General features: G+C 58.1%; 19 protein-coding genes and 1 pseudogene. 10 read left to right on the top strand and 10 right to left on the bottom strand.

The annotated features are described in order from the left end of the window. Nucleotides 1–11 precede the first annotated feature (11 nt). From J3489_RS26970 to J3489_RS26960, 3 genes and pseudogenes are all read right to left on the bottom strand, one after another. Nucleotides 12–308: pseudogene (locus J3489_RS26970) on the bottom strand (TMEM165/GDT1 family protein); the annotation flags it as partial. A gap of 67 nt (nucleotides 309–375) precedes the next feature. After that, a complete protein-coding gene (gene dmeF / locus J3489_RS26965) occupies nucleotides 376–1,665 on the bottom strand; it encodes a CDF family Co(II)/Ni(II) efflux transporter DmeF (protein ID WP_207003366.1) in 1,290 nt (429 codons plus the stop codon). Nucleotides 1,666–1,673: 8 nt separating this feature from the next. Then, a complete protein-coding gene (locus J3489_RS26960; RefSeq protein WP_207003354.1) occupies nucleotides 1,674–1,949 on the bottom strand; it encodes a metal/formaldehyde-sensitive transcriptional repressor in 276 nt (91 codons plus the stop codon). A 225-nt stretch (nucleotides 1,950–2,174) separates the two neighbouring features. Here J3489_RS26960 and J3489_RS26955 point away from each other — a divergent pair, with 225 nt between their 5' ends. From J3489_RS26955 to J3489_RS26930, 6 genes are all read left to right on the top strand, one after another. Next, the gene (locus J3489_RS26955; protein ID WP_207003352.1) at nucleotides 2,175–3,152 is read left to right on the top strand and encodes a chromate resistance protein ChrB domain-containing protein; all 978 of its coding nucleotides are present in this window, start codon (nucleotides 2,175–2,177) and stop codon (nucleotides 3,150–3,152) included. Further along, nucleotides 3,149–4,333, top strand: coding sequence for a chromate transporter (locus tag J3489_RS26950; protein WP_207003351.1), 1,185 nt, complete (start codon nucleotides 3,149–3,151; stop codon nucleotides 4,331–4,333). Before J3489_RS26955 ends, J3489_RS26950 begins: the two co-directional genes overlap by 4 nt. A 37-nt stretch (nucleotides 4,334–4,370) precedes the next feature. Further along, nucleotides 4,371–5,105: a superoxide dismutase gene (locus J3489_RS26945; protein WP_242540338.1), complete on the top strand. Its 735-nt coding sequence runs from the start codon at nucleotides 4,371–4,373 to the stop codon at nucleotides 5,103–5,105. Further along, entirely contained in the window at nucleotides 5,102–5,554 is a 453-nt protein-coding gene (locus J3489_RS26940) for a chromate resistance protein ChrB domain-containing protein (RefSeq protein ID WP_207003350.1), read from the top strand. Before J3489_RS26945 ends, J3489_RS26940 begins: the two co-directional genes overlap by 4 nt. 24 nt (nucleotides 5,555–5,578) lie before the next feature. Then, the gene (locus tag J3489_RS26935; RefSeq protein WP_207003349.1) at nucleotides 5,579–6,631 is read left to right on the top strand and encodes a YncE family protein; all 1,053 of its coding nucleotides are present in this window, start codon (nucleotides 5,579–5,581) and stop codon (nucleotides 6,629–6,631) included. A 688-nt stretch (nucleotides 6,632–7,319) separates the two neighbouring features. Continuing rightward, nucleotides 7,320–7,631 (top strand): hypothetical protein, encoded by a 312-nt coding sequence (locus J3489_RS26930; RefSeq protein WP_207003348.1) that lies wholly within the window; start codon nucleotides 7,320–7,322, stop codon nucleotides 7,629–7,631. Between the two features lie 97 nt (nucleotides 7,632–7,728). On the opposite strand, the gene J3489_RS26925 is transcribed toward J3489_RS26930, so the two are convergent. Then, the gene (locus J3489_RS26925) at nucleotides 7,729–8,295 is read right to left on the bottom strand and encodes an H-NS histone family protein (RefSeq protein WP_207003341.1); all 567 of its coding nucleotides are present in this window, start codon (nucleotides 8,293–8,295) and stop codon (nucleotides 7,729–7,731) included. Between the two features lie 292 nt (nucleotides 8,296–8,587). On the opposite strand from J3489_RS26925, the gene J3489_RS26920 reads away from it, so the two are divergent. Continuing rightward, nucleotides 8,588–8,911, top strand: a complete 324-nt coding sequence (locus J3489_RS26920) for an H-NS histone family protein (RefSeq protein WP_207003337.1) — start codon at nucleotides 8,588–8,590, stop codon at nucleotides 8,909–8,911. 200 nt (nucleotides 8,912–9,111) lie between these two features. Here the strand turns inward: J3489_RS26920 and J3489_RS26915 are convergent, their stop codons facing one another. The 3 genes from J3489_RS26915 to J3489_RS26905 form a co-directional block, all read right to left on the bottom strand. Further along, nucleotides 9,112–9,405 carry a GYD domain-containing protein gene (locus J3489_RS26915; RefSeq protein ID WP_207003334.1) on the bottom strand — a complete coding sequence of 98 codons (294 nt, stop codon included), beginning with the start codon at nucleotides 9,403–9,405 and terminating at the stop codon, nucleotides 9,112–9,114. Between the two features lie 51 nt (nucleotides 9,406–9,456). Next, nucleotides 9,457–9,759 carry a hypothetical protein gene (locus J3489_RS26910; RefSeq protein ID WP_207003332.1) on the bottom strand — a complete coding sequence of 101 codons (303 nt, stop codon included), beginning with the start codon at nucleotides 9,757–9,759 and terminating at the stop codon, nucleotides 9,457–9,459. Between the two features lie 287 nt (nucleotides 9,760–10,046). After that, nucleotides 10,047–10,778: a hypothetical protein gene (locus tag J3489_RS26905; RefSeq protein WP_207003330.1), complete on the bottom strand. Its 732-nt coding sequence runs from the start codon at nucleotides 10,776–10,778 to the stop codon at nucleotides 10,047–10,049. Between the two features lie 1,415 nt (nucleotides 10,779–12,193). Here J3489_RS26905 and J3489_RS26900 point away from each other — a divergent pair. Next, complete coding sequence (locus J3489_RS26900) at nucleotides 12,194–12,871, top strand: glutathione S-transferase family protein (RefSeq protein WP_207003329.1); 678 nt, start codon at nucleotides 12,194–12,196, stop codon at nucleotides 12,869–12,871. A gap of 220 nt (nucleotides 12,872–13,091) precedes the next feature. Then, complete coding sequence (locus J3489_RS26895; protein ID WP_207003328.1) at nucleotides 13,092–13,286, top strand: hypothetical protein; 195 nt, start codon at nucleotides 13,092–13,094, stop codon at nucleotides 13,284–13,286. 508 nt (nucleotides 13,287–13,794) lie between these two features. Here J3489_RS26895 and J3489_RS38640 read toward each other — a convergent pair. The 3 genes from J3489_RS38640 to J3489_RS26885 all read right to left on the bottom strand — a co-directional run bounded on the left by J3489_RS38640 (nucleotide 13,795) and on the right by J3489_RS26885 (nucleotide 15,793). Beyond that, complete coding sequence (locus tag J3489_RS38640; protein ID WP_309491431.1) at nucleotides 13,795–14,055, bottom strand: LysR substrate-binding domain-containing protein; 261 nt, start codon at nucleotides 14,053–14,055, stop codon at nucleotides 13,795–13,797. A gap of 8 nt (nucleotides 14,056–14,063) precedes the next feature. After that, the gene (locus J3489_RS38635) at nucleotides 14,064–14,438 is read right to left on the bottom strand and encodes a LysR family transcriptional regulator (RefSeq protein WP_309491430.1); all 375 of its coding nucleotides are present in this window, start codon (nucleotides 14,436–14,438) and stop codon (nucleotides 14,064–14,066) included. A 140-nt stretch (nucleotides 14,439–14,578) separates the two neighbouring features. Beyond that, complete coding sequence (locus J3489_RS26885; protein ID WP_207003327.1) at nucleotides 14,579–15,793, bottom strand: phytanoyl-CoA dioxygenase family protein; 1,215 nt, start codon at nucleotides 15,791–15,793, stop codon at nucleotides 14,579–14,581. A 93-nt stretch (nucleotides 15,794–15,886) separates the two neighbouring features. On the opposite strand from J3489_RS26885, the gene J3489_RS37905 reads away from it, so the two are divergent. Next, nucleotides 15,887–16,300, top strand: a 414-nt coding sequence (locus J3489_RS37905; RefSeq protein ID WP_242540337.1) for a LacI family DNA-binding transcriptional regulator, incomplete at its 3' end; no start/stop codon positions are given.

Below are 16,300 nucleotides of genomic sequence, written 5' to 3'. Positions count from 1 at the left end.
GAGGCGTCCGGTTAAAAGATTGGATGCGCAGCCGGATAAAGCGCCGTTCTCAGAGCCAATCCGCCGAGCACGACAAAGATAATGACCGCAAGGATGTGAACAGCTTGTGTCGGCAGGCGGTCGGCAAATTTGTGCCCAAGATAGATGACCGGCACGTTCGCCAGCATCATGCCCAGTGTCGTGCCTGCGACGACGCCGAAGAACTCGTGAAAACGCGCGGCAAGGGCAATGGTCACGACTTGAGTCTTGTCGCCCATCTCTGCGAGAAAGAAGGTTACGACGGTTGTGCCAAAGACGCCCATCGAATTTTTCGTCAATACCGCATCGGCGTCGTCTGGTACATACGTCGATGCACGGCGAATTGACTGCCATGGGTCAGGCCGCAACTTGTGAAGGTTGTACTTCAACAGTGACATGCGACAGCCCCATGAAGCGCTCGAGCACTGCATGATAGAAGCGCGAGTCCCGCTGCGATTCGCTGGTCGCCACCGAGACGACGGCGCTCATGTGACCAGGACCCACGCGCCATACATGCAGGTCGACAACCTTATCGCCACGGTCCTCGATTGCGTGACGAACGTTCTCCGCCATGCGCCGGTCGGGGCTCATGTCGAGCAGGATTGCACCAGTGTCCCGCATTAGCCCGTACGACCAGTTTGCAATCACCAGTGCGCCGATGACGCCCGCAAGCGGGTCCATCCACATCCATCCGAATGTGCGCGCAAGGACAAGGCCAATGATTGCCAGCACAGAGACCGCCGCGTCAGCCATGACGTGGATGTAAGCCGACCGGATATTGTGGTCCCGAGTCGCGGCGTCGTGCGCGTCATGACCGTGCTCGTGCTCTTCGAACTCGACCTCGTGCTCGCCGTCCCGCACCCGAACGATAGCCTTGAACGCGTGCGGCTCCGGAATCTCGTCCTTCGATTCCAGATAGCCACCACGGTCCACCAGCGCGAATACCTGTTGCGTGCCGTCAGGCCGTACCGTCGTCACAGATACTGTCGACGCATCCAGTCGCGAGCTCGCCGTTGCTGGCGTAATCCGGAAAACGGGCGGCACACCATCCTCGAAAATGGAGACGGCAAACACGCCGGACGGAGCAAAAATCTTCTGCGCCTCATCCCCGTAAGCGTGCTCGTCATCATCATGACCGTGCCCATGGCTATGACCATGGCTGGGTCCGTGACTGTGGCCATGATGGTCGCCGCTCAGCAGCCACACGCTCGCCAGGTTGACCAACAAGCCGACCACCGCGATAGGAATCGCTTCGCCGAAGTGAATCGGTACTGGCGATAGAAAACGCGACACAGCCTCATACCCAATCAGCACTGCAATCATGGCAAGCACGATGGCACTCGTGAATCCCGCGAGGTCGCCAAGCTTGCCGGTACCGAACACGAAGCGCGGGTCAGCAGCGTGTTTGCGTGCGTATGTGTACGCGAGGGCCGCAATCAGCATTGCACCGGCATGCGTCGACATATGCAGACCGTCGGCGACAAGCGCAAGCGAGCCGAACATACTGCCGCCGACGATTTCAATCAGCATCATCGCGCTGCACAGCGCAATCACGGCCCACGTCTTGCGCTCGTTCTTTTCATGACCTGCACCCAGAAAGATGTGGTCATGCCCTGCGCCGAACGCGGCGTCTTTGAAATCACTCATTTTTGACTCTACTTGAAATAGCTGTGAACGACTTCGATCAGCTGGTCAGTCGCACTGCCAGCCGGCTCTTCGTTGGTGTCGGCGTCCACGAGATGGGTGCGGATATGGTCCTCGAGCACGACAGCCAGCAGACCGTTCATTGCCCCCCGGCAACTCGTGATTTGCTGCAGAACGTCGACACACCCGCGCTCCTCTTCCAGTGCTCGCTCGATGGCTTCGACCTGTCCCTTGATACGGCGGACCCTGTTGAGCAGCTTCTGCTTCTCACGAATGGTGTGGCTCATGAATGACCTCCGATATACCGTGGGGGAGTATAGCTCATATAGGGTAGAGGGGTATAGCAACACCTCCTGACGAAAGCTTTTTGAAGGGACTGATTTACGCTAGGCCCGGCCTTGTCTTTTTCTTGTCCATGGAATCGCCGTGCTGTCAGCGGCCGATCAGAATTCCAACCGACTGCGTGACCTTGTTTCTTGTAGAACTCGCTACTGTGTTGTAACGTATGCAACATGACCCCACTGAACGACTGGCTCCTCCTCGTGTTGACGCTGCCGACCGACAACACTACGGCCCGGATGCGCTTCTGGCGTGCCCTCAAGGCCAAAGGCTGCGCTGTCTTACGGGACGGCGTCTACCTGCTGCCTGCGACGGATGCCGCCGAGGCTGAATTGCTGGAGCTTGGAACGAGCATCGGCGAAGCCGGCGGAGCGGCTCATCTTGTTCGGACTTCTAGCCGGGGGGCAGACCAGGAGGCCGAATTCCGGTCCCTGTTCGACAAAGCCGACGACTACGCAGCCTTCGTGCGGTCGCTGGCCGACGCTAGAAAAACGCTTTCGGACCTCTCTCCGGCTGAAATCGCCCGGCTGTTACGCCGTGCTGGCAAGGACTTCGAGGCGATTTCAAGCATCGACTTTTTCCGGAGCGAGGCATCTACGCGAGCCGAGGCCGCCTGGCAGGACTTCGTTGCGTTGGCGAACACCGTCCTGTCGCCGGGGGAACCTCATCAGGCCGAGGGTGCGATTCCGGTACTGCCTCGCGAAAACCACCAGGGGCGGACCTGGGCGACCCGTCAACGGCTGTGGGTGGACCGTGTTGCCAGTGCATGGCTCATCCGGCGTTTCATCGATTCGCGGGCACGCTTCCTTTGGCTCGCGTCGCCCAGCGAGTGCCCGGACGACGCGCTGGGCTTCGACTTTGACGGCGCTGCGTTCACGCACGTCGGCGAACGCGTGACCTTCGAGGTGCTGGTAGCCAGCTTCGGCCTTGAAGATGAACCGGGGCTGCTCAGGCTGGGCGCGCTGGTGCACGCACTCGATATCGGCGGCCCCGTCGTACCAGAAGCGATTGGCTTCGAAGCGGTGATGATAGGGGCGAAAGCCCGTGCGTTGACCGACGACGACATGCTTGCGGAGATGAGCAACGTCCTCGATTCGCTGCTCGCGCACTTTGCCGCAGCGGAAAAGATGGACGCCGGGAAACGCTCATGAGCACCGCAACGCACGCCGCGCCCACTTATACCTTGGGCCAGCTTGTGCGCTACATGCTGCGTCTCGGCACCATCGGCTTCGGTGGCCCCGTCGCACTGGCCGGCTACATGCGGCGGGACCTCGTGGAGCGATGGGGCTGGATTAGCGAAGAAGACTACAAGGAAGGGCTCACTCTGGCGCAACTGGCGCCCGGCCCTATGGCGGCACAGCTGGCCATCTATCTTGGATATGTGCACTTCCGGTTGCTGGGCGCCACCGTCGTCGGCCTTGCGTTTGTTATCCCCTCATTTCTGATGGTCGTGGCGCTCGGCTGGGCGTATGCACACTTTGGCGGCCTGTCGTGGATGCAGGCAGTCTTCTATGGCGTGGGAGCGGCCGTCGTCGGCATCATCGCGATGAGCGCCTACAAGCTGACCACCAAAACTGTTGGCTCGGACAAGCTTCTGTTGGCCATTTTCCTGACGCTGGCCGTCGTAACGTTCGTAACGGAATCGGAGATTGCGTGGCTCTTTATCGCCGCAGGCGTTATCGGATGGCTACGGCGCGCTCCGCCTAAGTGGCTTGCCAAGGGTTCCATGCACGGGCTTGCTGTCGGCTACCTTCCCACGATGAGTGGCATCCTCAGCGGCCTGGACCTGCCGCTACTAGGCCAGATTGGACTGTTCTTCGCGAAGGCCGGCGCATTCGTGTTCGGTTCTGGGCTCGCCATCGTGCCGTTCCTGTATGGAGGGGTGGTCACTGAACATCATTGGCTGAATGACCGTCAGTTCGTCGATGCGGTTGCGGTCGCGATGATTACGCCCGGTCCGGTTGTCATCACGGTCGGCTTCATCGGATATCTGGTTGCGGGACTCGCTGGCGCATGCGTGGCTGCATTAGGCACATTCCTGCCTTGCTACCTGTTCACGGTACTGCCCGCACCGTACTTCAAAAAATACGGAAAACTACCCGCCGTTAAAGCATTCGTTGACGGCATCACGGCCGCCGCCGTCGGTGCCATCACGGGTTCCGTGTTGGTTATCGCAAAGCGTTCGCTCATTGACATTCCCACTGTAGCAGTGGCCATCGTGACCGTGCTGCTTCTGTGGCGCTTCAAGAAATTGCAGGAGCCGGTCATCGTCGTCGCAGCGGCCCTGTTTGGTCTTGTTGTTTATCCGCTCGTTCATTCTCACGGTATTTAACGGTGGGCGTGGACGCAGTCTACGAGGAAGAGCATTCATGGCAACACGTCGTAACTTCCTGCACAACACGGCCGCTGTTGGTGCGGGAATCATGCTGGCTCAGGCACAGACCGTACATGCCGCAGAGGACGTCGGTTACATCGATAAGCTCACAGACGCGGATGGCAAATACGCCGCAGCGCCACTGCCATTTGCCTACGACGCCCTTGAGCCGGCTATCGACGCACGCACTGTCGAACTGCACTACACCTTTCACCACAAGCCGGCAGCAGCTGCCGCGAACAAAGCCGAAGATGGATTGGCAAAAGCGCGCGAATCGAATGACTTCTCGCTGGTGAAATTTTATGAGAAAGAACTCGCGGTTCAGTTGTCGAGTCACATCCTTCACACGGTTTATTGGACCACTGTCTCGGGCAAAGGCGGCGAACCGAAGGGAGACCTCGCAAAGGCAATCGACAGAAATTTCGGGTCGTACGCGAAGTTCAAGGCGCAACTGGTTGCGGCAACCGTTGCCGTGGAAGCGTCTGGCTGGGGCATCGTTGGCTACCATCCATCGACCGCTAAGCTCATGGTCCTGCAGTGTGAGAACCATCAAAAGCTCACAGCCTGGGGCATTCAGCCCATCCTCGTCCTAGACGTGTTTGAGCACGCATACTACCTGAAGTATCAGAACAGGCGCGGCGATTACGTCAATCAGCTATTTGGCCTTATCAACTGGGATAACGCGGCTCACAGAATGCAAGCCGCACTTCCCGCGCGGAGGATGACATGAAATGGATTACGCGCGAGCGCCCGAAAATTGACCGCATTGCCTGCCCGTGGCTTATCCGCAGGTTCATCGATGAGTTACCGGAATTTCTGTTTGTGCCAGCAGACCAGGTGCTGGCCATTGCCGAGCGTGAAGGTGCGATACCGTATGACGTCCCGGGCGTGAAGCTGTCCCATGTCGGTGAGCAATGCAGCTTCGACACTTTCCTCGCCGAATATCAGTTGACGGACCCAGCGCTCGCCACACTCGCCGTAATCGTACGTGGAGCGGATACTGCACGACTCGACCTGGCGCCGCAAGCTGCGGGGCTGCTGGCCTTGTCGCTGGGTCTGTCGAGAATATTCGAGAACGACCATGAAATGCTTTCACATGGCATGGTCATGTACGACGCACTCTACGCGTGGTGTCGCGACTGTCAGAGCGAGACGCACGGCTGGCCACCGGCAGTGTAAAAGACATGGCGCCGAGGCAATATCATGCCTTTGTCTAGCATGTCATTGACGCGTCGCGCCGTCGCCGTTGCCGCTCTCGCGATTGTCACGCTTGGGTCTATCCCGCACGGTCCGGCAACCACAGAGGAAGCGTTTGAGGCCTCCAATCTACCTCTGCAAAAAGTCGTCGACGTGCCGCTCGGCGGCGAGACTACGCGGTTCGATTACGAAAGCTTCGATACCAGCGGACACCGACTGTTCATCGCCCACCTGGGTGATAGCGAAGTCGTCGCCTTCGACACGGCGATGTCTCGCGTCGTGGGGCGCGTCGCCAACGTCAGTTCGGTGCACGGCGTGCTGGCAATCCCTGAGTTGGGCCGCGTTTATGCGTCCGCAACTGGGACAAACGAGGTGGTCGCCATCGACATGGCGACGCTGGAAATAACGGCTCGCATACCCGCAGGCGTATATCCGGACGGCATGGCATACGCGCCTGACGTGCACAAGCTCTATGTATCTGATGAGACCGGCGGCACCCTCGCGGTCATTGATGCGCAGTCAAACCGGCGCATAGCGACCATCTCGCTCGGTGGCGAGGCAGGGAACACTCAGTATGACCCGGTCTCGAAGCACATCTTCGTCAACGTCCAGACGCGGAACCAGTTGTTTGAAATCGACCCCGCCAGGGACCAGATTGTCGCCCGGGTTGACGTGCCGGGCGCGAGAGGCAACCACGACCTCCTGATAGATGCCGAGCGGCGGCTAGCCTTTATCGCCTGCGAAGGGAACGACCGACTCATCGTTCTCGACATGCCCACGATGCGGTTGGCAGCGTCGTTCAAAGTCGGGAAAGACCCGGATGTGCTTGCATACGACTCTTTACTTCACTTGCTGTACGTCGCTGGCGAAGCAGGCGTCGTCTCGATGTTTCGCGTGGAAGCCGGCACGGTCTCCAAACTGGGAGACGGTCATGTTGGCCCGAACGCGCACGTCGTAGCCGTGGACCTCGAGACGCACCGCGCCTATTTCCCACTCAAAAACTTGGGGGGACGGACGATGCTGCGAATTCTTGAACCCAAGCGCCAGGGGGCAAGCTGACTCCGAGGGCGCTACGAAGGCAGGCCGGCACATCTTGGTCATTCAGCGCAGCAAGAACTAGCGGTGGCCATTTAGAAAATCTTCCCAGTCGTGCGCGTACGCGCAACCGTGGCTAGGAATTCCAGCGCCGTCCATGCTCTCCTCGAAAAAGGTCTTTGCCGGTTCGGGGATTTCGTCAAATCGAACGTAGCGTACGCCATCGCTGATGCGCACATGGACCGGTACGCTTGGTGCCGCTGCACATGCGCGCGGCGATTCGTGCCGAACGCCTATCCGTTTGGAATGCCCTCCTCAGTTTGGGGAAACCGAGCCCCGTAAGCCGATTTATTTTAAAATTTGCCAGTCCGAGATTGACGACGGGGATGCAAACAGCCGGGACGAGGCGTCTAGTCTAGTCGTCCACGTAAACAATTGAAATTTAAGTCGATTTTGTCCGTAAAGCGAACCGGCTGTGCCGCGTATTGCGAACTAATCCACCTGAGCAGGCTGTGGCTGGCAAATAAAAAGCTTTCTTTTGGAGAGGTAGAAGTCTTTCCATCGGAGGGATGGACGGGCGGAAGCGGAGCATCGAAGCCGGTAACCCAGCGTTACCAATCTCGCACCGCCGTTTCACATGTGTCCGACATCGCTCCTTACACTCCGAGCCGTAGTCACTGACATTGCACTCACTGTGCGAGGAGTAGCGAAGATGAACAAGAAGATTCTTGGCGCAGCACTCGGTCTGGCAATACTGGCAGCATCGACAGCAGCATCGGCACACGTCGACGTCGCCATTGGATTGGGCATCCCCGGAGCCGTGTATGCGCCGGCAGAGCCAGTGTACGCACCGCCACCTCCCGTCGTGTATGCTCCCGCACCTGTCGCCGTCGTGTACGGCGGTGACGACGACTGGCGGGCCCGCGAATGGCGCGAACGTCGCGAGTGGCGTGAACGTGAATGGCGCCGCCAGGAATGGCATGAGCACCAGTGGCGCGAGCATCGTGATTGGCGCGGGTATTGAAACGACGCCGGAAGGCGCCACATCCGAAAAATCCAACCTCAAAGTACCCCGGTGGAACCAGAAAATCGCTGGTCCATCGGGCACCTGACAACTACGTTTAGTTCGTCAACTCGGCGCCAGACTCGACTGTGGCCACCGAAGCGGGCACGGCCACGCGCTTGCGCGGCGCTTTTTTCGCCGGCACCTTCGCGCTCACGGCCTTCTTGGCAGCAGTTTTCTTCACCGTCGGGGCCTTCTTCGCAACAGCCTTCGTGACCGTTGGTTTCGAATCGGCCGCCGCGCTGGCGCCATCAATCAAAAACTTGCTGCGGTCTTTCGCCGAAGCCAGCCACGCCGGAGCCGGACCGCGTCCGCTCCAGGTCGCACCGGACTTCGGGTCGCGATATTTTGGGGGCAACTTGCCTTTCGCCTGGGACGCAGCCGTTTTTTTCGCAGCAGCTGCTGCCGCTGACTTGCCGGCCCGCTTGAATCCGGGCTTGGGTCCGCGCTTTGCGCCGCTCGTCGCTACGCCGGTGTGCGCGTTAATATCCGCTGTCGTTAGACCGTGCTGTGCCATCAGTTCGCGGATTTTCTCGACAACTGCCGACGACTTCTTTGCGACGAGCGCATCAGCTTGCGCCCGAAGCTTCTGCAGCTTTGCCTGAATTTGCTGTAGTGTTGCCATATGGACTCCCCTTGTTGTTGATTAAACGAGCGCACTATGCCATATGGATGCATACTGTGGCTATGCGTTCGTAGGTCACCGAAGGTATCAATCCAGCTCTCAAATTCGACAACGACGTACCGGCTTCCTGGTTCCTCAATCAGATAGGCAGCGACGCCGGTGCTTGCCGAAGTGCTGCAGCTTGTCACCACCCTGACTACCTCATTACATCCGCGCAATGTGCGTACGATGCGATATTCGACAAGCGGCGCTCAATAGCCGCCAAGCTATGGCATTAAGGAAGGAATGTTTCATGGACGAACGTAAGCGAGACAGCATGATTGCTTATCTCCGCCATCGTATGGACGAGTTTGGCATCAAGCCAGACGACCTGGCTTCAGCGCTAGCAAGCGAGCAGAAAGACGCTCGCTACGTTAGTGCGACGGGAGACACGTGGACCGGCGAAGGAGAAATGCCTCAATGGCTCAAACAAGCGATTAGTGCGGGTCAATCCATCGACCACTTTAAATTGTCGCCAAAGGCGGTACCACGGCGGACAAATCGGGAGACTGTGGATTGGCGTAATGACCCGTTTGCGGGCGGCCCGCTTGCACGGCAGGAAAGCGATTCGCGTTAGGCGCGGTGCAAGCATCCTGCATGAAGTGCCGATGACGCCGCATCGGGCGAGATACGGTATCGGGGCGAGCGGGTAGCCGGGGCGTTGGCCTCGCTTTTTGCCTTGCTATCAACTGTGGTCCAACCCGTCAGCTGGCAAGGACGCGGCGTTGCTCGCCCCAGCCCGCACAGCCGACGGGATGACGCGGCCATGGTGTGTGCTCAAGGCAGCTTGCTGAGAACTCCTTCTATTTCATCGAGGGAGAAGGCACGCATGGTCTGCGTGCGCACGTTTCCCATCGCACCGACCGCGAGCCCAACAGCGGCAAGGGCTTCTTCGTTTGGAGCCTCGAAAATGACCAGGCCATCGTAGGTTCCCAAGGTCCAATAGATGTCTTTCACGGTGACGCCGGCTATCTGTGCCGTCTCTTTCAATATGCCGGCTCGCTTGGTTGTGTCTTTCACCGCGCGAATACCTTGGTCGGTGAAGTTCCAAAGGCTCATGTAAGTTGCCACGGTAAGTCTCCTATTAAATGGATGGCGGCGCCTGCGCGGATGCGCAGCGCGTCAATCTCTTTCCATCCAATACTCCCCTTCGAATTTGGTATCGTTCAGTTCCTTGGACAAGTCCGTGTCAGTCAATACGTGTATGGTGCCGTGAATGCCGCGCAGCTTGCCTGTCCCGCCCGTGAGAACAAGGTTCCCGACAACAGTCCTCTTTTCGGTTGATTGGGAGGTCGTCGCTTGGGCAGTGCCCTCGTATCGGCCAAAAACCTTGTCCCCATTTGCCATGTCGAAGACCACATAGCTCAAAACGGGGTCATTTCCAGACACCGTGTCAGATTCGCCCCGACTCCATTGGTCTTTCACTGGGACACCAGCGAATACCGGAGGGTCCTTCGGAAAAACTCGAGTTCATCGCTGGCCTCCATTTCGTCTCTCTCTCTCTCAAGAGGTGACGGGTTGCGCTCGGTCAACGGCGCCTAGCGCTGGCACGAACTTCTAGCTCGAAGGCCTCAGACGCGTACGTATCCGGTTGGCACGGCCGAATGCGCCGCTGTTTCAGCGTCCGGGGCGAGGGAGAGATGGTATTGCTGCCTCATACCCGCGCCCCCCTCCTCGCGAAGCGGCCCACGCAGGTCACGCCAAGCGCTTGTTCAGGGCTGGCGCACAGTGATGAAAAAGTTCACCTTCTCCGAGAAGCTGAAACTCGGAATGGCTCCTTCAACATGAATTTTGTGTTGACCCGGTGACAGTGGCTTTATCATCAGCCAGTATCCGTCGCTGACCGCGATGCCGGTTCCTGCGGGAGCAATAAGGCCTTCGGCGGAGAACCAATTGTTCGCTGGAATCGAGAAATGAAAGAGCGGCGACTGCACGCGGAAAATCGTCAGGTCATTCACCGGCATTTCGTCAACTGACGCCTTCAGAGAGGTTGGGTCTATCTGGTCCGCAAGGGACTTGGCGCATGCCCTGCAGGTAGCGTCGTCGTTACAAATGCTAGGGATATACGGAGGACCGCCCTCTACGCTAGAACATTCGGCGTTGACAATTGGCACGAAAATGGATTTTGCGACGGGCACGGTGCATTCTTCAGCAGGCCCGCTGCCGGAATTGGGTTCTGCCAGGAACCATACATGTCCAGACTGACTACTGCCGCAGCCCGTGCCGTCCGGGAAAAACGTTGGGTTCGAGCCCGATGGTATCGAAAGCATCCATTGCCACCACGCCGCAGACCATTGACCGTAGGTCTCCCCATAAATTGCTGCTTGCCGTGGTAGGACATCGGGGTTCTGCTGAGCCAACACGTCGCGATTCGCGATGACCAAAAGGATGCCGAACAATGCGAAGGCGAGCGTGAGTCGCAGATATCTCGTAATGCGGTTCATATTGACCTCCATTGAAGCAGACTTTCCGCCGCGCCCAACTGAGTGGCCGACTTGCGGCCGCAGGCTCAGTCCGGACAGACGAGGGACTTGCGCGGGTAATGAACAGGAAAGCCGTCCATGACGTACTAAGGTGTCCTGCACCCGCTCGCGGGCATGACCGAAGGCGAGTTGTCGTCAACTGTCGAACCGGTTGCCGGCATCGCCACCACCGCATTCGCAACCGGCGAGGCGAGCGCAATAGTTGCTACGATTGTCGATTCCTGCAATGCTCTCTTGATGGGCGGGACCAGTTTTTTCATGGCGACCTCCAACAAATCAAAGCATGTTCTCGCGGAGGGCCGGAATCGTGTGGCAGCGTGCAAAAAAAGTTGCAGACAACGGCCAACGCGATGCCGGCAGGCAGTGGCGCAATAAGTTGGCCGAAGATGTTGCTTAATGTGCATTCGAGCAGAATTAAACTCTCCCACATCGTCGGCTCAAGTTGAGCTGAAGACAAAGTTTGAGAGCATTGCCAGAAGTGATAGTCGACAACGAAGTCGTGTAATGCGTGCTCTGAAGAAGTTCAGCCTCCTCGTAATTAATCTATTAATTGACGGCAAACAAAATGTTTTAGCCGGTTTTACAACTCGCCTACATAGCAGCGCTGAGTATAGGTCATGTTTGTTACCAAAAATTGCTTTTTATCTCTTTTCCGATAGCCTCTGTGTTATGGCGGAAAGTTGCTATCAAGACTGCCTAGCCTTAGCAATTGGCCTACGTCGGTCGCGCGCTTCCATTAGCGAGACCAGGCCGCAATTGTTTTCAAAAGCACCATCGTTCCGCTTGCGCCAACTGGCTGATTCCAGTTGATTTCTGTCCCGTCCCAACTTGGGGACCCCTACAACAGCGAATACCCGGAAACTTCATGCGAAGCCAGAGCATGTACGCGGGTGCCGCGCATAGGTTCGATGTGGCGGCCTTCAAGGCTGCGCTGAAGCTAGTGCACGCCACGACCACGCGGTACTGCCTGCTCGCCGAAGCGGACGGTGGCCAAATCAGATGGCGCGACCAAGTCGTCGAGCTCATTCGGGTCGGGGGAACATCCGCCAGTCGGCGCGACTCGCGTCGCGCAATCCGCTCATTAGAGTCCTGCTCCGCGATTACCGAAAACCGAAGCTTTTGCCGCTTGGAGACTCACCGACACTGAACGAGTCGTCGTTATATTAGGGTCATTGAATCGCCGGCGCTTTCGCATATTCCGACGGCAGTTGGCGGGGAAATACAAGGACATTTCGGGCACCGCGCCGCATACGGCTGCGCTTCTGCCCCAGCCTGGCCAAGGGATGGGCACCGTGGTGCTCCAGCACAAGGTGACAAGGCAGTTCAGGTAGCTTCGCTTCTGGTACTCGAACGCAATCAAGAGGGGCTGAACTACTATGGCGACGGTGGTGTTGCATCAGTGGGAAGCCTCGCCGTTTTGCGGCAAGGTCCGAAAGGTACTGAACCACAAGGGTATTCGCTTCACCGTGGTGAACTACAACGGACTGCTCGCCTTAAAGGCCAAAAGACTGTCCCGCCTTGGCAAGCTGCCCGTCGTGGATTTCGACGGCGAGCGGGTGCAGGACAGTACTGACATCGTTGTCTTTCTGGAGCAGCGCGTGCCGGAGCCTGCGGTGTTCCCGGCGGAACCCAGCCAGCGCGCACTCGCCTGTTTGCTCGAAGATTGGGCGGATGAATCCCTATACTGGTTCGAGGCTGCGCTTCGCATGACGGATGCCGGTGCACGGGCTAAAGCCACCGACTTGCTGTGTGCGGGGCGACCGGCTTGGGAGCGAATTCCCTTTAGCATCGTAGTCAGACACATGTACAGCCGCAAATTGCAGACTCAGGGGCTTGGCAAATTTCCCGCCTCGTCGATTCGTGAGCGATTGCTTACGCACCTGACATACGTCGATGCACTGCTCGCCGATAGCCCCTGGCTTGTTGGCCACTCAAAGTCGATCGCCGACATCGCGGTTGCAGCTCAACTTGATGAAATAGTCCGCACGAGTACCGTTGGGCCCAGCATTCTCGAGATGCCGCGCATCGCCGACTGGCTTGCGCGGTGCGCGTGACTACAACCATGCCTGCCTCCAAGGTAACCCGCTGTTACCAATCTCGCACGACCGTTTCACCTGTGCTCGAATGCGCCGCCTACACTCCAAGCTGTATTCACCATGAATGGCGCGAACACGAGTGGCATGAGCGGGAGTGGCGCGACCGCGGCCGTTGGGGTCATTGAACCGACGTCGATAAGCCGCATATCCAGCGTATTCCAACGAAGACTGTCATTCCATGAAGAATCACCGAATCAAGATGCTCGCGGCGACTGCTACGTTGGCACCGTTGACTGCCGGAACAGCAAATGCCGCAGGTTGTCTGAAGGGCGCGGTGGTCGGCGGTGTAGCCGGCCATTATGCGGGACACCATGTGGCAAAGAAGCACGCCGAAGAGCAAGCTGCACAACGTCAGGCGGTGCGGGCGCAATAGCGGGTGAAGCGACGGCCGAGCGCGACATCTGCGAGGCCGTCACTTATCCCCAGATTTTGTTGGCAATGCTGTGAACAAGCTACGGGCAGCTATCGTAAGTGATTGATGCAATAGGCATTTTTTCACTGGCACAAAAGCCGCCAAAGACGCAAGCTCATGTGACTTCACGGAGCCGGCGACATGTCTCGTCGCTACGTTGCACGAACTTAGTTGATAACCACGGCTAGTACCTCGCCGACGCCGGTCCTCCGCCAGGCTACGCCGAGGTAAATACCACCGCGCCAACGTCAGCAAATTCGCGACATCACGCGCTCGGACGGGCACCTTCCCAAGCACGCTGCAGTAGTGCTCTGAGTGGCTTTTTCTCAATTGGTCGCGGGTTCCAGTAAGGGTTCGACAGAGCCACCTCACACGCGTAGTCGAGGTCAGCTTCGTTCAATCCAATCTCATGAAGGCCATGCGGCACGCGCTAAGTGGGAAGAAGCCTCAACTGCGGTGAGCGCAGGGCTCACGCCGTCCAATGCCGTTCGTACTCGTTCTGATGGAACCGCTCTACAAGCGCGTCGATGAACAGCCGCACCTTTAAAGGTAGATGTGAGCGGGTCTGAAACGCGATGTTCATGGTCAGCCGTGGCAGGTCCCAATCGTCAAGCACCGGCACTAGGCGACCTGCCTTGAGGTCGTCGTAGATGATGTATTTGGGCTGCACCAGGATGCCCAAGTTTTCTAGCGCGGCGAGACGCAATATCTGGCCGTCATTCGATTCCACCAATGGTTTCACTCTGACAACGACGTTCTCACTACCACGTGTGAATCACGAAGCATCGGCGCAATATGCAGCATGCAGAATGATAACGAGGCGGTGATGCGAAGGACACCGCTTGGACGCACAACCGCCTCTTTGACTACGGCTTCTGCTTCGCCAAGGTCGGCGAGGATGGATTTGCAGCGCCGATGATATTCGGCACCAGCCTCAGTCAAATAAAGGTTACGCGTCGTTCTGCGAACCAATTGGACCCCGAGCCTCGCCTCCAACGAAATCAAATACCTGCTCGCCGCCGAGATGGAAAGCTCGACAGCTTCCGCAGCTCGGCTGATGCTGCCCGTCTCGGCCACCTCGACGAACAGCTGTAGTTCCTTGAACTGGTCCATGCCCTTGCACCATTACGCCCTCCTTCTTCGCCCGCATCCGGGTCGAATGCGGGCGCACGCGCGACCTCCCTGAGTCATTTTGTGTGTCGCGTTGGCATCATAATAGTGTCGAGACTCGATCTTTGAGGCACATAAACACATCAATAATCTATCAGTGCAACGGATTCGCCGGCCTCATGGCGCCATGCCTGCTCTGCGAGGGCTCGTACAAACTCGGCCGGCTCCCAGTCCTCCCGAAGCGCTCGAAGCATCAATTGGGCTTGGCTCTCCGGCGCGAGCCCTTTGGCAGGCGGGTCCCTGTCCAGGTTGGTTGGGAACGAATAGCCTTCAGCGCACGAGGCAATTACCGACATCGCCTCAACCTCGGTTATGTTGCCGGCCTTCATGCGGTCTCGAAGGACGGGGTAGAGGGTTTCGGACATGCGCGTTCGATTTACCACTTCCATCGCCCGACCATAAGCAGACGAGATTTGAAGCAGGTTTGCCATGCGCTGAACGTCGCTCGTCCGGTTCGCGCCGGCTGCGTGAAATAGCGCCGGATTGAAAAAGATGGCATCGCCCTTGACGAGCGGCACCTGGACGAAGTTGTTCTCGAAATACCTCCGGAAATCAGCTCTACGCCAAGCCACATAGCCTTGAGCGTATCGCTGCGAGTAAGGCAGGAGCCTGGTTGGGCCGCTCTCAACAGGCATATCGCTGTGCGCGATGGCCCCTTGCAGCGTGAGAAAAGGCGACATCCCATGCACATGCGCCGGAAAAGACGTTGCCGCCTCCGCTGACTGAAATCCCAGATGGTAGTCACGATGAGCTTGCTGTGCCTCGCCGCCGGGTCTGACAACATTGACCTGGGACGTAACCTGAAAACACGGGCCGAGCCATGCCTCGGCGGCCGCCGGCAACCACCGGTTCGAAAAGTACGTGGCAAAGACCTCAGGTGCCTTAACGCAGAGCTTTTCCTGTGCGTTCCAAATACGGTCGTTCGCGCCTGCTTTCGCGAAATGGTCAGCCTTCGCGCCCGATTTCTTCTCGGCTTCAATAATCGACTCGAAAACCGCTGCTGCCTCGTCCACGCACTCGGTGTTGGCAAATGCGCGTTTGAGCACGAAGACGCCCGCTCCGTCCCGCAAGACCCCGGCCCATTCCGACAGTAAATAAGCCCTCTCCACGTCGGATGAGACCACCTCTTCCAAATCGCCGCATTCGTATACAGGAATCCCTTGAACCGACTTTGCAGCGTAGCGCGGCGTTCGCTCCTGTCCCGCGTTGAGCAGCGTCACGAAATCACCCAAGTTGCAGTCGCTTTCGCGATACCAGTGAGTTCGCTCAGCGAGATTGTCTTCTCGTTGGAAGTCCATCCGTGCCTCCTATTTTCGATGTAGGATAGCTCGCAAAGCACAAGTCGAAATCTCAGAAACGCATCAAAAAACTATCAACTAAGGGGGGGCGGATTGGCTCACCGCTTCTTGATTAAGGAAATCGCTCTCCAGGCAGGACTCGGGGTGGCGACCGTTGATAGGGTCTTGAACGGGCGCGCAAACGTCCGGGAGCACACGCGCAATCGGGTTGAGCAGGCGATAAAGGAACTCGAAAAACAGGAGCTGAACCTCGCCAACACGGGAAGGAAGCTCCTCGTCGATGTAGTAGTAGAAGCTCCGGCTCGGTTCAGTGACGAGATAAAGAACGCCCTCGAGGGAGAACTAGCCTTCATGCACCCGGCGGTTGTTCGTCCACGTTTTCTGTTGCAGGAGACGATGACGACGCACGAAGTCGTGGAGGCTCTCCGGGCCATCGCGCGACGAGGAAGTCACGGGGTTTTCCTGAAGGCCCGCGACGTTCCCGAAATTGCAGAGGCGGTCGTCGAA

The sequence above is a fragment of the Trinickia mobilis genome (genome assembly GCF_017315705.1).
Classification (GTDB): Bacteria; Pseudomonadota; Gammaproteobacteria; order Burkholderiales; family Burkholderiaceae; genus Trinickia_A; species Trinickia_A mobilis.
Note: the sequence above shows the minus strand (reverse complement) of the source record. Positions and strands in the feature narration are given on the sequence as shown.

Bases quoted from the DNA above. Each gene is read 5' to 3' on its own strand.
- J3489_RS26920 (WP_207003337.1), top strand. From the start codon at position 8,588: ATGGACGAACGTAAGCGAGACAGCATGATTGCTTATCTCCGCCATCGT.
- J3489_RS26935 (WP_207003349.1), top strand. From the start codon at position 5,579: ATGCCTTTGTCTAGCATGTCATTGACGCGTCGCGCCGTCGCCGTTGCC.
- J3489_RS26945 (WP_242540338.1), top strand. From the start codon at position 4,371: ATGGCAACACGTCGTAACTTCCTGCACAACACGGCCGCTGTTGGTGCG.
- J3489_RS26950 (WP_207003351.1), top strand. From the start codon at position 3,149: ATGAGCACCGCAACGCACGCCGCGCCCACTTATACCTTGGGCCAGCTT.
- J3489_RS38635 (WP_309491430.1), bottom strand. From the start codon at position 14,438: ATGGACCAGTTCAAGGAACTACAGCTGTTCGTCGAGGTGGCCGAGACG.
- J3489_RS26960 (WP_207003354.1), bottom strand. From the start codon at position 1,949: ATGAGCCACACCATTCGTGAGAAGCAGAAGCTGCTCAACAGGGTCCGC.
- J3489_RS26925 (WP_207003341.1), bottom strand. From the start codon at position 8,295: ATGGCAACACTACAGCAAATTCAGGCAAAGCTGCAGAAGCTTCGGGCG.
- J3489_RS26900 (WP_207003329.1), top strand. From the start codon at position 12,194: ATGGCGACGGTGGTGTTGCATCAGTGGGAAGCCTCGCCGTTTTGCGGC.
- J3489_RS26930 (WP_207003348.1), top strand. From the start codon at position 7,320: ATGAACAAGAAGATTCTTGGCGCAGCACTCGGTCTGGCAATACTGGCA.
- dmeF (WP_207003366.1), bottom strand. From the start codon at position 1,665: ATGAGTGATTTCAAAGACGCCGCGTTCGGCGCAGGGCATGACCACATC.
- J3489_RS26905 (WP_207003330.1), bottom strand. From the start codon at position 10,778: ATGAACCGCATTACGAGATATCTGCGACTCACGCTCGCCTTCGCATTG.
- J3489_RS26955 (WP_207003352.1), top strand. From the start codon at position 2,175: ATGACCCCACTGAACGACTGGCTCCTCCTCGTGTTGACGCTGCCGACC.
- J3489_RS26895 (WP_207003328.1), top strand. From the start codon at position 13,092: ATGAAGAATCACCGAATCAAGATGCTCGCGGCGACTGCTACGTTGGCA.
- J3489_RS26940 (WP_207003350.1), top strand. From the start codon at position 5,102: ATGAAATGGATTACGCGCGAGCGCCCGAAAATTGACCGCATTGCCTGC.
- J3489_RS26885 (WP_207003327.1), bottom strand. From the start codon at position 15,793: ATGGACTTCCAACGAGAAGACAATCTCGCTGAGCGAACTCACTGGTAT.